The sequence below is a fragment of the Aeromonas sp. s4 genome (assembly GCF_040907855.1).
GTDB classification, from domain to species: Bacteria; Pseudomonadota; Gammaproteobacteria; order Enterobacterales; family Aeromonadaceae; genus Aeromonas; species Aeromonas caviae.
In genome coordinates, this window is the sequence record NZ_JBFOCP010000019.1 from 30,157 (window position 1) to 43,927 (window position 13,771).

The following is a 13,771-nucleotide window of genomic DNA, read 5'->3' on the forward strand; positions in this document are numbered from 1 at the left end:
CAGCCCCAGACGTCAGATTCAGACGGCTTGGTAATGCATCTGGTACTGAAGATGACCGGTGAGGGGATCGGGCACCTCCCCCCCGATTTCAAAGCCGTGGCGGCGGTAGAAACGCACCGCCGGCTCGTTCTCCACGAAGACCCGGGTATGCAGCTCGGCACATCTGGATCTGGCTTCCTGCAACAGGGCGTGCCCCACCCCCCGCCCCTGCCGGTCGGGGCGCACGAAGAGTGCAGCCAGGTAATCATCCACCAGCGCCATGAAGCCGAGCAGGTCCCCTCGTTCCTCGAACACCCAGATGCGGGCGTGATCGAGGTAGCGGGTACGCAGCTCCTCTTGAGCCTGCCACCAGCAGGAGGCATCGACGAAATCGTGGGCCTGCAGGGAGGCCAGGAGCCAGATTTCGACGATCTCTTCCATGTCTTCCGGCCGACTCTGTCTCAACATGGTCGCCTCCTTGTCAGCAATGTGAACACTCGCAGTCTAGGGGAGTTGGGCCCGCTCCCGGGGGATCAAGATGGGGCCCTGTGAGGTCGATCGCCCTTTATTTAGCGAGAATGATTGGCTGATCACAAAGCGCCTCTCTAGTACAATGCCCGCCGGACAATCTAGAGACCGAGGACGCCATGTGGTTTAAAAACCTGCAGATTTACCGCTTTACCCGCCCCTTCGACCTGACCGTTGAGCAGCTGGAAACCCAGCTGGAAGCCTGCGCCTTCACCCCCTGCGGCAGCCAGGACATCTCCCGGTTCGGGTGGGTCAAGCCCCTTGGCAAATTCGGCTCCACCCTGACCCACGCCGCCTCTGGCCACATCCTGCTGTGCGCTCGCAAGGAAGAGAAGATGCTGCCCGGTACCGTGGTCAAGGAGATGCTGGCGGAGAAGGTAGAGGCCATTGAATTCGAGCAGGGCCGCGCCCTCAAGAAGAAAGAGAAGGAGGCGCTGAAAGAGGAGATCATGCACACCCTGCTGCCCCGCGCCTTCAGCCGCACCAGCCAGACCTTCGCCTGGATAAACCCTGCCGACAACCTGATGGTGGTGGATGCAGGCTCCGCCAAGAAGGCGGACGATCTGCTGGCGCTCTTGCGCAAATCCATCGGCTCCCTGCCGGTAGTGCCGGTGGCCCTCAAGAACCCGCCCGAGATCACCATGACCGAGTGGCTCAACGAGGGCAACCTGCCCGCCGCCTTCACCCTGGAGGACGAAGCCGAGCTGCGCAGCGCCATGGAGCACGGCGGCATCATCCGCTGCAAGCAGCAGGATCTGATGAGCGAGGAGATCAAGAATCACCTGGCCAACGACAAGCTGGTGACCAAGCTGGCCCTCAACTGGGGCGAAACCCTGAGCTTCGTGCTGGGGGACGATCTCTCCATCAAGCGCCTCAAGTTCAGCGAAGAGCTGCGCGAGCAGAACGACGACGTCACCAGTGAAGATCCCGCCGCCCGCCTGGACGCCGACTTCGCCCTGGTCACCGCCGAGCTCTCCCAGTTCATCCCGGCCCTGTTTGCTGCCCTGGGCGGTGAAGAGCAGTCCATCTAAGCAAATTGGCTCAGCCTGATTGCAAAAAACCGCCTTCACGGCGGTTTTTTCATCTCCATCGGCATCATCGCCACGGGCTGGCCCCCTCCGGGGTAGCGCCGCCGCCCTCCCGCCGCGCAATCCCCTGAGCCCATTGATTGCGGCAGCATGGCGCACTGCCCCGGCAGCATGACATCTCGCTAGAGTGCCCCCCTTTCCTGCAACAGTCGATGAAGTCGCTGCGCCAGGGTGCGGTAACCCTCGGCATTGAAATGCACCGCATCGGACTTCAGGGCCGGGTCTCGCAGCAACTCGCCGATGCTGTCGTTGTCCAGCACCAGCCCGTACTGATCTGCCAGCTCCTCGTAGAGGGGAGCGCCATCGGCAAACAGGGATTTTCGGGGCACCCCGACCAGCAGGATCTGGGCCCCGCTCCCCTGCACCGCCTCTATCATGGCGGCGAGATTGGCCTTGAGGGCCGCCTCCCCGCTGCCACGCAGGATGTCGTTGCCCCCCTCCAGCAGGATGACCAGAGCGGGTCTGTGCCGAGCCAGCAACCCGGGCAGGCGGGCCCTGCCGGCCTGGCTCAGCTCTCCGGACACCCCGCCATTGACCACGGGATGGCCGCTCAGGTTCGCCAGCACGCTGGGGTAGCTTTGGGACGGGCTCACCCCGCGCCCCTCGGTCAGACTGTCCCCGAAGGCGAGCAGGGTCTCCCCCTGGGCCAGCGGTCTGAAGGTCGGCTCCCCGCAGGCCGTCAGCAACAGGCAGAGCAGCCCCGCCATGCAAGGTTTCGCCAGCGTCCCCCGGTGTGTCATGAGCGCCTCCTTGATAGTTTTGTAACCATATGAGTATTAAGACAAACTTTTAATCAAGCTCCAAGTGTGACACATTTCGGCAGGTGAACAAGAAACCGACAAGGAGCCTGTCATGTCCCTCAAACCCCTCGGCCTGCTGGTCGCCCTCGGCCTGCTTGGCGGCTGCGCCTCCCAGGACGGCTTTCACTATGTCCCTCCTCCCCAGACCCTGATCGCCCCGGAGGCGGCCAGCGGCTGGATTGACAAGCCCGGCTGGCAAGGCCGTGACTTCATGGTGGCGGCGGCCAACCCGCTGGCGGTGGATGCGGGCTACCAGATCATCAAGGCGGGGGGCAGCGCCGTCGATGCAGCCATCGCCGTCCAGCTGGTATTGACCCTGGTGGAGCCTCAATCCTCGGGCATCGGCGGCGGCTCCCTCATGCTGGTGTGGGACGGCAAGCAGGTGGCGGCGGTGGATGGCCGGGAAACAGCCCCCGCCGCTGCCACCGATCAGCTCTTCATGAAGGAGGGCAAACCCATAGCCTTCTATGAGGGGGTGGTGGGCGGGCGCTCCGTCGGCGCCCCCGGCACGGTGCGTGCCCTGGCCCTGGCCCACGAGCGCTATGGCAAGCTGCCCTGGGCCACGCTGTTCGAACCCGCCATCACCCTCGCGGAGCAAGGGTTCGTGATAAGCCCCCGCCTCGCCACCCTGCTGGCAAAAGATCCCTATCTGGCCGGGGATCCGGACGCCCGTGCCTACTTCTATCAGGCGGACGGCACTCCCAAGACGGCAGGTACCCGGCTCACCAACCCGGCCCTGGCCAGGGTGCTGCGTACCCTGGCAAGCGACGGCCCCGACGCCTTCTATCGCGGCCCGCTGGCCGAGGCCATGGTGGCCAAGGTGCACGCCCACCCGACCAACCCCGGGGTGCTGAGCACCGCCGATCTCGCCAGCTACCGGGCCAAGTTGCGGGACGGGCTCTGCTTTGACTATCGCCAGAGCGAGATCTGCGGCTTCCCGACCCCCTCCTCCGGCACCATCGCCCTTGGCCAGATTTTCGGCATGCTGGAAAGCCGGGACATGGCCGCCCTCAAACCGGTACAGGGGGAGCAGGGTCAACTGGCCGCCTCCAGCGAGGCCATTCACCTCTACAGCGAGGCGGCACGCCTCGCCTTCGCCGATCGCAACCAGTACGTGGCCGACGGCGACGTCGTCGACGTGCCGGTGACAGGCCTGCTGGACAAGGGCTATCTGGCGCAGCGGGGGCACCTTATCGGCAACCGCTCCATGGGCGTCGCCCAGCCCGGCAACCCGCCCCGGGCGCTGGCCAGGGGCCGGGACGCCACCCCGGAGCTGCCCTCCACCAGCCACATCTCCATCGTGGACAAGAGCGGCATGGCGGTGGCCATGACCAGCTCCATCGAGGATGGCTTCGGCTCGCGGCTGATGGTCAACGGCTACCTGCTGAACAACCAGCTCACCGACTTCTCCTTCACCTCGGTGGACGCCGCCGGCCTGCCGGTGGCAAACCGGGTGGAGCCCGGCAAGCGCCCCCGCTCCTCCATGTCGCCCCTGCTGGTGTTTGACAAGGCAAGCGGCGAGCTCGAGATGAGCCTGGGCTCCCCGGGAGGCTCGGCCATCATCAACTACGTGGGCAAGGCGCTGCTCGGCACCCAGGATTGGGGGCTCGACCTGCAGCAGGCCATCAACCTGCCCAATTTCGGCAGTCGCAACGGCCCCACCGAGCTGGAGCTGGGGCGCACGCCCGACGCCGTGGTTCAGGGGCTCAAGGCCAGAGGGCACGAGGTCCTGCTTAACGAGCAGACCTCCGGGCTGCAGGGCATCCAGCGCCATGCCGGCGGCTGGCTGGGGGCCGCAGACCCCAGACGTGAGGGGGTCGCCAGGGGAGAGTGATGTCCCTTCAGCACCCTCGTTCACCATGGAGGAGGCCCGCCTCCTCCATGCCGTGTGCTCATAGGTGTTCTCCCTTGCCTCCCAATATCATCATCGATTGATTACTCCTGCCAATTTTTCTTTAACTGCACACTCTTTTCACCCAATCGCAATGCATTAAAGACGCTTTTCATTAAAACCAACGTAGAAACTGGAACAGTGTTGCTCATGGCATATAAATGCATTACTTTTCAATAGAAACGGCATCTGTTGCCCTCAAGATTTCCCCTTGACACGGCCAACTTCTGTCTCTTTCGCCCCCTGCTCATTGACAGCTGCCATCTTCGCCTTCGGGTGATCTGGTAGCCCCTGACTGCCATTAGCGAGGTGACGACATGGACCACTCACTCCCCCTTATCACCACCCTGGTAGGCGGCCTCGTGCTGGCCTACCTCTTCGGCATGCTGGCAAGCCGCCTGCGCATCTCCCCCATGGTGGGCTACCTCGCGGCCGGCGTGGTATGCGGCCCCTTTACGCCGGGCTATGTCGCCGATCTGCGGCTCGCCCCCGAGCTGGCCGAAATCGGCGTCATCCTGCTGATGTTTGGTGTCGGCCTGCACTTTTCCGTGAAAGACCTGCTGTCGGTGAAACACATCGCCATCCCGGGAGCCATCGTTCAGATAACCCTTGCGACCCTGCTCGGCCTTGGCCTCTCCCAACTGCTCGACTGGACCGTGACCGCCGGCCTGGTGTTTGGCCTGGCCCTCTCCACCGCCAGTACCGTGGTGCTGCTGCGCGCCCTGGAGAGCCGCGGCCAGCTCGACACCAACGAGGGACGCATCGCCATCGGCTGGCTCATCGTGGAGGATCTGGTGATGGTGCTGGCCCTGGTACTGCTCCCCATCCTCGCCAACCTGCAGCAGGGGGGCGAGGCACTGACCCCGGCCCAGGTGATGGCGGATATCGGCCTGACCCTGGCCAAGGTAGCTGCCTTCATCGCCCTGATGGTCATCGGCGGGCGACGCCTCATCCCCTGGCTGCTGGCCCGCACCGCCGCCACCGGCTCCCGCGAGCTGTTCACCCTGGCAGTCCTCTCCTGTTCCCTTGGCATCGCTTTTGGCGCCGTCAAGCTGTTTGGCGTCTCCTTTGCTCTCGGCGCCTTCTTCGCCGGCGTCGTGATGAACAGCTCCCATCTGAGCCACAAGGCGGCCAACGACACCCTGCCCCTGCAGGACGCCTTTGCCGTGCTCTTCTTCGTCTCCGTGGGCATGCTGTTCGACCCCGTCATCCTGCTGCGCGAGCCCCTGGCCGTGCTGGCCACCCTGTTCGTCATCGTGATCGGCAAATCGGTGGCCGCCTTCGCCATCGTGCGGCTCTTTGGCCACAGCCAGCGCACGGCGCTGACCATCTCCGCCAGCCTGGCCCAGGTGGGGGAGTTCTCCTTCATCCTGATGGGTCTCGGGGTCATGCTCGAACTGGTCCCCGGGGTCGCCCGGGATCTGGTGCTGGTCGGCGCCTGTTTCTCCATCGTGCTCAATCCGCTGGTCTTCAACCAGGTGGAGCGCTGGCTGAGGCGCCATCCCGAACCACGCACCGATGGGTCACCTCACCTCTGCCCCTTGCAGGGCCATGTGGTGGTAGTGGGCGCCGACGAGATAGGCCAGCACCTCATTCGGCAGTTGCATGAACAAGGCAGGGAGATGGTGGTGATCGACACCGACGAGCGACTGCTGGCCCCCTGGCGAGCCATGGGGATCACCTGTCTGGCGGGCCATCCCATCCAGCAGGATCTGCTGACGGCGGCGCTGCCCAACGCCAGCTGGCTGCTGATCACCCTGGATGACAGCCTGCTGGCCGGTGAGATAGCCATCAGGGCGCAGGAATACGGCGCCCTGATGCGCATCGCCGCCTGTGCCCACCAGCACGAGGAGGTGCATCATCTGCGCGTGCGCGGCGTGCATCAGGTGGTCAAGAGCGAGGAGGAGGCTGCGCGGCGACTCTGTCACCTGGCCATGGAGATGGCCTGAAGCTCATCGGAAGTAACGAGTCCCCACGACGGGGCCAGACAAGAAGCCCGGGCCTGCTGCCCGGGCTTTTTGCATGACGGGGCGATACTGCCGTCCCCTCACAGCAGATCGTGCTTGTCCAGCAGGCGATAAAGGGTGGCCCGGGAGATATCGAGCGTGCGGGCCACCTCCTCGAGCTGATCGGGGAAGCGGGCCAGCGTCCGTTGCAAGGCCTGACGCTCCGCCGCTTCGCGCACCGCCTTGAGCGAGCCGTCGAGCAGCAGGCTGTCCATGTTGGTCAGCTCCATGTCATCGGCTTCGATGAAGGGGCCGCTGCACATGACCACCGCCCGCTGAACCCGGTTGCGCAGCTCCCTCACATTCCCCGGCCAGCCATAGGACTGCATGGCCTGGCGCGCCTTGCGGGTGAAACTGAGCACCCGCCCGCCCCGCACTTCCGCCAGAATGTCATCGGCAAGGAGCTGGATGTCTTCCGCCCGCTCGCACAAGGCTGGGGTGCGCAGGCGCACCACGTTGAGCCGGTAGTAGAGATCCATGCGAAATCCGCCGCTGGCCACCGCCTGCTCCACATCGATATTGGTGGCCGCGATGATCCGCACATCCACACGACGCGTCAGGTGGCTGCCCACCGCCTCTATGCACTGCTCCTGCAAGAAGCGCAGCAGGGTTGCCTGATCCTCCAGTGGCAACTCCCCTATCTCGTCGAGAAACAGGGTGCCGCCATCGGCGGCCTCTATCTTGCCTATCTTGTGGTGCTGTGCCCCGGTGAAGGCCCCCTTGACGTGGCCGAACAGCTCGGACTGGATGAGCTGATGGGGCATGGCCCCGCAATTGACCGCCACGAAAGGGCTCTCCTCCCCGAACGTGCTGTAGTGCAGCTCCCGGGCCACCAGCTCCTTGCCCGTGCCGCTCGGTCCCGTCACCAGTACGGGCAGGCGGCAATGCTGCAACCGCACGATCTGGTCGCGCAACTGGCGGATGGGGGCGCTCTCCCCCTGGATGAAACGAAGCTGGGGTTGCAGTCGGGGGCGGTGTCGCCGGATGAGGCGCGCCATCCCCAGGGCATGTCCCAGGCTGTGGGAGAGCCTGTCTCTGTCCAGGGGAAAGGTGTGAAAATCATGAAAACAGGCTGCCAGCAAATTGCGAAGGGCTTCGCTGGCGAGACAGTCCCGCTGGATGAGGCCGATCCACAAGGCGCCGGAGTGCTGCGCAATCAGGTTGTAGAGGGCTTCGTGCTGCTGATGCTCGATTACCACCAGCACCAGGGGATAGTCCTTTTCCTGCAGTTTTTTCTCTGCCACCACCAGGGAGCTTGCCTGCTCCACCTGCCACTCGCCTTGTTCCAGCAGGCTTTCCAGTACGGCACATGAATTGATGAGCAACAATGCCGTTTCTGTCATAGGGACAACTCCTTGTTATCGCCACTGCACGAAGGAGTCTGACGACTTGTCCAGATAACTCCCTTTATCATCAAATGGCGCCATTTAATATGGCCAGACGATGATAACTATAAACCATCCCGCCTTTAGATTGATGGCACCACAATATTGAGACAGCCAAATTATCCGTGAGAAAAAATAAATCCATTGATAAATAAGCGCTTACTTCACGACATAATATGTCGCTCTCAATATTGAGACGTAAAAACAATTATATCAAATAAAAAACAACTAAAAATCATATGGTTGTAAATTGGCATGGTCGTTGCTCTCTCCAATAAGCCCTCCTGGCATATGGAGACAGAACATGAAAATATATATTGCATTGGCAGCATTTCCTTTTCTGGCATTTGCCACCCCCTCAATGGCACAAAACCGGGTCGATCTCGGTGCTCAGGCATTGAGCAATATTCGTGGTTCCATGGGCGTCAATATGGTTGCCGGCAATAACAACCAACAAGGCAATCTTGCCGCCATCGCCATTTCGGGTCCGGCCGTCATTCAATTTGGTCAGCTGAATCAATCCACCACCAATCTGAACGGCAGCCAGAGCGTCGCCATCCTGGGCTCGGCCCTGAGCCAGAACCGGGGACTGGTCGGCATCAATCAGGGGGCGGGTGAGGGCAACCAGCAACTGAACGCCTTCGCCCTGTCCCTCGATGACAGCGGCCTGGGTATCGTGACCGACATCAATCTCAGCTCCAGCGTCGCGAAGACCCCAGGGGGAAAGCCCCCCGCCAACACCACTACCAGCATCTATCTGGATGACACCGCCCTCACGGGCAGCAAGGGGGTCATTCAGGTGAACCAGGTCACGGGACAGGGAAACCAGTCAGTCAACATGGTTTCCCTGCCCCTGGCTGGCGCAGTAACGGCATCCCCATGATGCCGCAGGGATAGGAAGCCAGGCCCGGGGGTATCAGCCGATGGGCATATCTTCCGCTGAAAGTTCAATGGAGAGACTCATTATGCGTGGACTTATTTATAGCTCATTAGCCGCCGCGGTCATCATGGCCATGTCGGGCACTGCATCCGCCGATTACCGCGGTGACAGAGATGAGACAGGGGCAACCTTGACCAAGAAGGTCAAGGCAGAGGTCGATGTGGAATACGAAGGCAGGGTCAATGTCGGCGGCTACATCAACGTCAACAAACTCGGCATGGCCGTCGTGGACAACCAGCAGTCCAGTTCCATGATAGGCACCGCCAATACAAGAACGGAGAACACGAGCAAGATCGACGGCTCGTTCAAGGGTGCATCCGGTAACATCGGCGCCAACGTCGCAGCCGGTGACTCCAACGTACAGGGCAACAGCGCTTCCCTGGCCGCCTATGACGAGGTCGATGCCGAGTTCATCATGGGTCGTGGTCAACAACAACATGGCGCCCCTGGCGGATCGTCGGATGCCGAGGTCTTCTCCACCCAGAGCGCCAGCAACAACTGGACGACCAATCACGGCCATCAGAACAAGGCCGGTGTGGGCGATGGGGCCTTCAAGGATGCCGCAGGCAACATCGGGGTCAACGTGACCTCGGGCTCGGGTAACGTCCAGGCCAACAACATGGCAGCGTCCGTGTCCACCGGCAACATGGCCGTGGCCACTGTGACCAACAGCCAGAGCGTCTCCAAGAACATGACCGAAAACCAAAGCCTGAGTGCAACCAAGACGGTTGACAAGGCGGGTGTGTTCCTCGGTCTCAAGGCTTGGGGCGATTACGAGGGGGGCGGTACCGGTCATGATGTCAAGAAAGGACATGACCACGACAATGACAACGACAGGTACGGCAACAACAACCCGAAAGATGATGGCAAGTTCGAGTTCAAGGAAGAGGGTGACATCAAGCTCAGTGGGTACGCCGTCGGGTATATTCCCGTGGTCAACACCTACACCAGCCGCGAAACCTTCAACCGGGCAACCATCGATGGCGGCGCCTTCAACGGTGCCGTGGGCAACATCGGGGTGAACGTCTCCTCGGGGACCAACAACCTGCAAGCGAACAATCTCTCGCTGGCCGCAGGGTTTGCCAAGTAAGTCGATGCGAGGGGGCCCATTGCCCCCTTTTTCCCTGACACTGGAGGTCTGAATGCGCTGGCTGTTGCTGTTGCTGTGCTGTCCTGCCGTCTGGGCGGGCTCGGTGCCACTGGGAGAGCATCTTCCGGCGCTGGGGGATCTCAACAAACCGGTGCAGAGCATTCTGGAGCGCCGGTACGCCAACATCGAGCGCCAACATACGGATTTCAGCTGCGGGGCCGCCGCCGTCGCCACCATCTTGCGCTACGCCTACGGCCATGCAACCAATGAACGCTGGGTCATGGATGGCATGCTTGCCATGGCAGACCCGGAGCAGGTCAAGCACTACGGCTTCTCCATGCTCGACATGAAGCAGTACCTGCAAATGCTCGGCATGCGGGTCAGAGGGTATCGACTGGGCGATGAAAAACTGCGCCAGGTGAGGGTGCCCACCATCGTCCTGCTCAACATTCGCGGCTATCAGCACTTTGCCGTGCTGCGGGCCATCGATCGCCACGATCGCGTCTATCTGGCAGACCCGGCCCTCGGCAACCGGGTGATCACGTTCAAGGAGTTCAAGGAGAGCTGGAACGGCATCCTCCTCGCCGTCATCGGCGCGGGCTATCGTCCCGATGCCCCCCTTGCCAACCCCTCTCCCCCGCTCTCTGTCAGAGGCAAGGATGGGCTCTTCGCCCCGGTCAATGAAACATCCCTGCTGGAATTCGGTTTTCAGCACAAAGAGCTAATGTGAGGTCATCATGAATACCCGACCCGCCCTATGCCTCCTCTGCAGCCTGGGTGGCATCGCCTCTCCGCTGCTGGCAGCACCGGACCCGCTGGCCCATCTGTCAGACCACTTTGCGCCCGAACTGGCGGACGGGGAGCTGGCCCACCTGCGCGGCCGCTATGTCAGCAGCCATGGCATCAGCTACTTCGGCATCGAGTTCATCTCGTCACTGACCACGGCCCAGGCCCAGCAGACGGCGGCCATGAACCTGGCACTGAGCATTGTGCAAAACAAACCCAAGCTGGATGTGCGCGTCAAGGATGAGGTCAAGCCCGCGGCCACGCCCGCCAAGGAGGCCCAGGTGCAGGGGGCCGGGCTGGTGCAGGTCGTTCAACTGGAAGGGAGCGGCAACAGCTCGGTCAACCAGACCGGTATTGAACTGACCACCCCCACCATGACGGGGCACCTGGTTCAGGCGGGCAGCTACGAGCACCAGGGCGATCTTGGCACCGCCACTTATCGGGTCTCGGGGAATTATGCCGGCTTGCAACTACACTCTTCCGACGGCCGGGTCCTGCTGGAGCAGAGCCTGCGCGGTACCGACTTCAGCCGGGGGCTGCTGCAGTTCAACAAGGTCAGAGGGGACGGTTTGCAGACGCTCAATCAGACCCGCATCTGGTTTTCGCGCTGAGCACCGGTGAGCCCGGGGGCTGAACCATCAGAAAGGATGATAAACAACAAGGACGTATCCCGATGAAACAGTCTCGCATGCTGTTGATTGCCCTCGCCCCCTTCGCCTGCTGGGGGGCCACGGCCGAGGAGGAGGCCCTGCAACAACAGCTGGATCTCCTGCGCCAGCAACTGATCCAGCAAAATCAGGCCCTTCATCAGCTCCAGGCCCGCCTGGAGGCCGTCAAAGCCGCCGGTGCCACGACGGCAACCGCCGGGGTCGGAGCCGGGGCCGCCGTCGCCTCCACCCAGCAGGACGCCTTACGGCGCACGCCGGAAGTCGGCCGCAGCACCGAAGACCTGATGATCGAACAGCACAATGTGTTCGACCGCGCCCTGACCGTCGATGTGGGCCTCTCCTACCAGCACTACAACCGCAAGGATCTCGCCCTGCGCGGCTTCCTCGCCCTGGACGCCATCTTCCTTGGCGAAATCAACCTGGATCGGGTGCGCTCCGATCAGTGGACGGCGGATGTCATCACCCGCTACACCCTCAACGATCGCTGGCAACTGGAGCTGGCCCTCCCCTACATGTTCCGCAACACCAACTACCAGAGCACCGGCAAGGAGAACTCCAGCCGCGACTTCGAGGAGCAGAGCGTCAGCGATGGCGGTCTGGGGGATCTCAGCCTCGCCATCTACTACAGGGTCATGGCAGAGAGCGAGGATTGGCCGGATCTGGTGTGGAACTTCCGGGCCAAGGCGCCGACCGGCAAGGATCCTTACGGCATCGAGATCAACACCTCGGAATCGGGCAACCTGGTGACCCCCAAGGAGCTCGCCACCGGCAACGGGCTCTGGCAGCTCTCTACCGGCTTCTCCCTGGTCAAGACCATGGATCCCGCCATCCTGTTTGCCAGCCTCAACTATGGCCACAGCCTCAAGCAGGACTTTGACGATATCTCCTACCAGCCCGGCAACCAGCCCGGCAGCATCCAGCTGGGAGACTGGTATGAATATGGCCTGGGGGTCGCATTCGCCCTCAACGAACGCTTCAGCCTCTCCTTCAACATCAACCAGCGCGTCACCATGGAGTCCGAGCAGGGGTCCGAAGGCTTTGCCATGGAGAAGGTCACCGGCTCCGATGCCAACGCCGCCAGCTTTGGCATGGGGTCGACCTGGGCCATCACCGACAACCTCTCCATGGCGGTCAACTGGTCTGCCGGGCTCACCACGGATGCACCGGACTACACCATCGGGATCCGCTTCCCATACCGCTTCTAGCCCTGTCAGGGCCCGGGCAGGTTGACGACAAAAAAACGAGGGAGGCATAACGCCTCCCTCTTCTTGTTGCCGCCAGCCTGCCTGGCGGGCCACCTTGTCATCACACCCCCAGGCGATCGCGCAGGGTGTACCAGGCGGCGCCGGCGGCGGTGAAGGGAATGCGCAGCAGGCGGCCACCCGGGAAGGGGTAGTGCGGCAGCCTGGCGAACGCATCGAAGCGCTCCGCCTGACCGCTCAGCACCTCGGAGAGCAGCTTGCCCGCCAGATGGGTACAGGTGACGCCGTGGCCGCTGTAGCCCTGCATGTAGTAGATGTTGTGACCGATGCGGCCAAACTGCGGCAGGCGCGACAGGGTGAGCAGGAAGTTGCCGGTCCAGGTGTACTCCACCTTGACGTCGGCCAGCTGCGGGAAAGTCTTGAGCATCTTGGGGATGATCAGCCGCTCGATGTCCGCCGGATCCCGCGCCCCGTAGACCACGCCGCCGCCATAGATGAGCCGGTGATCGCCGGAGGTGCGGTAGTAGTCGAGCAGGTAGTTGCAATCCTCCAGACAGTAGTTCTGTGGCAAGAGTGAACGGGCCCGCTCCTCTCCCAGCACTTCGGTGGCAATCACCTGGGTGCCGCAAGGCATGCTCTTGCTGGCCAGTTCCGGCACCAGATTGCCGAGGTAGGCGTTGCCGGCCACCACGATAAAGCGTGCCTTCACCGCCCCTTTGGCGGTCTTGACCAACGCCGGCTGACCCGGAGTAATGCTGGTGACGGCGGACTGCTCGAAGATAAGCCCCCCCTGCATGCGGATGGCTTCCGCCTCCCCCAGCGCCAGATTGAGAGGGTGAATATGGCCGCCGCTCTTGTCGAGCAGGGCGCCGACGTAGCGATCGCTCGCGACCACCTCGCGCACCCCCTTGGCATCGAGCAGCTCCAGCTGGTCGTTGCCCCACTTCTCCCAGCGCGCCTTCTGCGCCTTGAGCTCGTGCAGCTGCTTCTCGGTCTCGGCGGCAAAGACCCCGCCCTCCTGCAGATCGCACTGGATGTTGTAGCGCTTGATCCGCTCGCGGATGATCTGGCCCCCCTCAAACAGCATGGAGCCGAGCAGCCTGGCCTGATCCGGCGGGCAGTTCGCTTCGATGGTGTCGATGTCGCGGCTGTAGGAGTTGACGATCTGGCCGCCGTTGCGGCCGCTGGCGCCAAAGCCGACCCTGGCCGCCTCCAGCACCACCACCTTGTACCCCTTCTCCACCAGATGCAGCGCACTGGAGAGGCCGGTGTAGCCTGCGCCTATGACGCAGACGTCGCACTCCAGCTGCTCGGTGAGCGTGGGATAGGGCGCGTGTTTGTTGGCACTGGCTGCGTAGTAACTCTTTACATGTTCGGTCATGATCCCTGTTTCCTTACCGGTTCGTTT

Annotated in this window: 12 protein-coding genes; 8 read left to right on the top strand and 4 right to left on the bottom strand. The window is 62.6% G+C overall.

What is annotated here, in order from left to right; translation table 11 throughout:
- Positions 1–18: 18 nt before the first annotated feature.
- A complete protein-coding gene (locus AB5Y89_RS04430) occupies positions 19–447 on the bottom strand; it encodes a GNAT family N-acetyltransferase (protein ID WP_010673565.1) in 429 nt (142 codons plus the stop codon).
- A gap of 179 nt (positions 448–626) precedes the next feature.
- On the opposite strand from AB5Y89_RS04430, the gene rdgC reads away from it, so the two are divergent.
- Entirely contained in the window at positions 627–1,538 is a 912-nt protein-coding gene (gene rdgC / locus AB5Y89_RS04435) for a recombination-associated protein RdgC (RefSeq protein WP_010673564.1), read from the top strand.
- A 179-nt stretch (positions 1,539–1,717) separates the two neighbouring features.
- Here the strand turns inward: rdgC and AB5Y89_RS04440 are convergent, their stop codons facing one another.
- Positions 1,718–2,335: a GDSL-type esterase/lipase family protein gene (locus AB5Y89_RS04440; RefSeq protein ID WP_288212490.1), complete on the bottom strand. Its 618-nt coding sequence runs from the start codon at positions 2,333–2,335 to the stop codon at positions 1,718–1,720.
- A 112-nt stretch (positions 2,336–2,447) separates the two neighbouring features.
- Between AB5Y89_RS04440 and ggt the strand changes: the two genes are divergently transcribed.
- The gene (gene ggt, locus AB5Y89_RS04445) at positions 2,448–4,229 is read left to right on the top strand and encodes a gamma-glutamyltransferase (RefSeq protein ID WP_368222959.1); all 1,782 of its coding nucleotides are present in this window, start codon (positions 2,448–2,450) and stop codon (positions 4,227–4,229) included.
- Positions 4,230–4,603: 374 nt separating this feature from the next.
- Positions 4,604–6,235: a YbaL family putative K(+) efflux transporter gene (gene ybaL / locus AB5Y89_RS04450; protein ID WP_043155825.1), complete on the top strand. Its 1,632-nt coding sequence runs from the start codon at positions 4,604–4,606 to the stop codon at positions 6,233–6,235.
- A gap of 98 nt (positions 6,236–6,333) precedes the next feature.
- Here ybaL and AB5Y89_RS04455 read toward each other — a convergent pair whose 3' ends face one another.
- Positions 6,334–7,635, bottom strand: coding sequence for a sigma-54 dependent transcriptional regulator (locus AB5Y89_RS04455; RefSeq protein WP_010673560.1), 1,302 nt, complete (start codon positions 7,633–7,635; stop codon positions 6,334–6,336).
- A 346-nt stretch (positions 7,636–7,981) separates the two neighbouring features.
- On the opposite strand from AB5Y89_RS04455, the gene AB5Y89_RS04460 reads away from it, so the two are divergent.
- The 5 genes from AB5Y89_RS04460 to AB5Y89_RS04480 all read left to right on the top strand — a co-directional run bounded on the left by AB5Y89_RS04460 (position 7,982) and on the right by AB5Y89_RS04480 (position 12,366).
- On the top strand, positions 7,982–8,560 hold the full coding sequence (locus AB5Y89_RS04460; protein WP_235674242.1) for a hypothetical protein: 579 nt from the start codon (positions 7,982–7,984) through the stop codon (positions 8,558–8,560).
- Positions 8,561–8,747: 187 nt separating this feature from the next.
- A complete protein-coding gene (locus tag AB5Y89_RS04465; RefSeq protein WP_368222961.1) occupies positions 8,748–9,707 on the top strand; it encodes a hypothetical protein in 960 nt (319 codons plus the stop codon).
- A 52-nt stretch (positions 9,708–9,759) separates the two neighbouring features.
- Positions 9,760–10,437 carry a C39 family peptidase gene (locus AB5Y89_RS04470; RefSeq protein WP_039039335.1) on the top strand — a complete coding sequence of 226 codons (678 nt, stop codon included), beginning with the start codon at positions 9,760–9,762 and terminating at the stop codon, positions 10,435–10,437.
- Between the two features lie 7 nt (positions 10,438–10,444).
- A complete protein-coding gene (locus tag AB5Y89_RS04475) occupies positions 10,445–11,104 on the top strand; it encodes a hypothetical protein (protein WP_010673556.1) in 660 nt (219 codons plus the stop codon).
- A 62-nt stretch (positions 11,105–11,166) separates the two neighbouring features.
- Positions 11,167–12,366 carry a transporter gene (locus AB5Y89_RS04480; protein ID WP_368222963.1) on the top strand — a complete coding sequence of 400 codons (1,200 nt, stop codon included), beginning with the start codon at positions 11,167–11,169 and terminating at the stop codon, positions 12,364–12,366.
- 100 nt (positions 12,367–12,466) lie between these two features.
- Here AB5Y89_RS04480 and AB5Y89_RS04485 read toward each other — a convergent pair whose 3' ends face one another.
- Positions 12,467–13,744 (bottom strand): FAD-binding oxidoreductase, encoded by a 1,278-nt coding sequence (locus AB5Y89_RS04485; protein ID WP_128273405.1) that lies wholly within the window; start codon positions 13,742–13,744, stop codon positions 12,467–12,469.
- Positions 13,745–13,771 lie beyond the last annotated feature (27 nt).

Coding starts and splice junctions, on each gene's coding strand:
- AB5Y89_RS04430 (WP_010673565.1), bottom strand. CDS start 447: ATGTTGAGACAGAGTCGGCCGGAAGACATGGAAGAGATCGTCGAAATC.
- rdgC (WP_010673564.1), top strand. CDS start 627: ATGTGGTTTAAAAACCTGCAGATTTACCGCTTTACCCGCCCCTTCGAC.
- AB5Y89_RS04440 (WP_288212490.1), bottom strand. CDS start 2,335: ATGACACACCGGGGGACGCTGGCGAAACCTTGCATGGCGGGGCTGCTC.
- ggt (WP_368222959.1), top strand. CDS start 2,448: ATGTCCCTCAAACCCCTCGGCCTGCTGGTCGCCCTCGGCCTGCTTGGC.
- ybaL (WP_043155825.1), top strand. CDS start 4,604: ATGGACCACTCACTCCCCCTTATCACCACCCTGGTAGGCGGCCTCGTG.
- AB5Y89_RS04455 (WP_010673560.1), bottom strand. CDS start 7,635: ATGACAGAAACGGCATTGTTGCTCATCAATTCATGTGCCGTACTGGAA.
- AB5Y89_RS04460 (WP_235674242.1), top strand. CDS start 7,982: ATGAAAATATATATTGCATTGGCAGCATTTCCTTTTCTGGCATTTGCC.
- AB5Y89_RS04470 (WP_039039335.1), top strand. CDS start 9,760: ATGCGCTGGCTGTTGCTGTTGCTGTGCTGTCCTGCCGTCTGGGCGGGC.
- AB5Y89_RS04475 (WP_010673556.1), top strand. CDS start 10,445: ATGAATACCCGACCCGCCCTATGCCTCCTCTGCAGCCTGGGTGGCATC.
- AB5Y89_RS04480 (WP_368222963.1), top strand. CDS start 11,167: ATGAAACAGTCTCGCATGCTGTTGATTGCCCTCGCCCCCTTCGCCTGC.
- AB5Y89_RS04485 (WP_128273405.1), bottom strand. CDS start 13,744: ATGACCGAACATGTAAAGAGTTACTACGCAGCCAGTGCCAACAAACAC.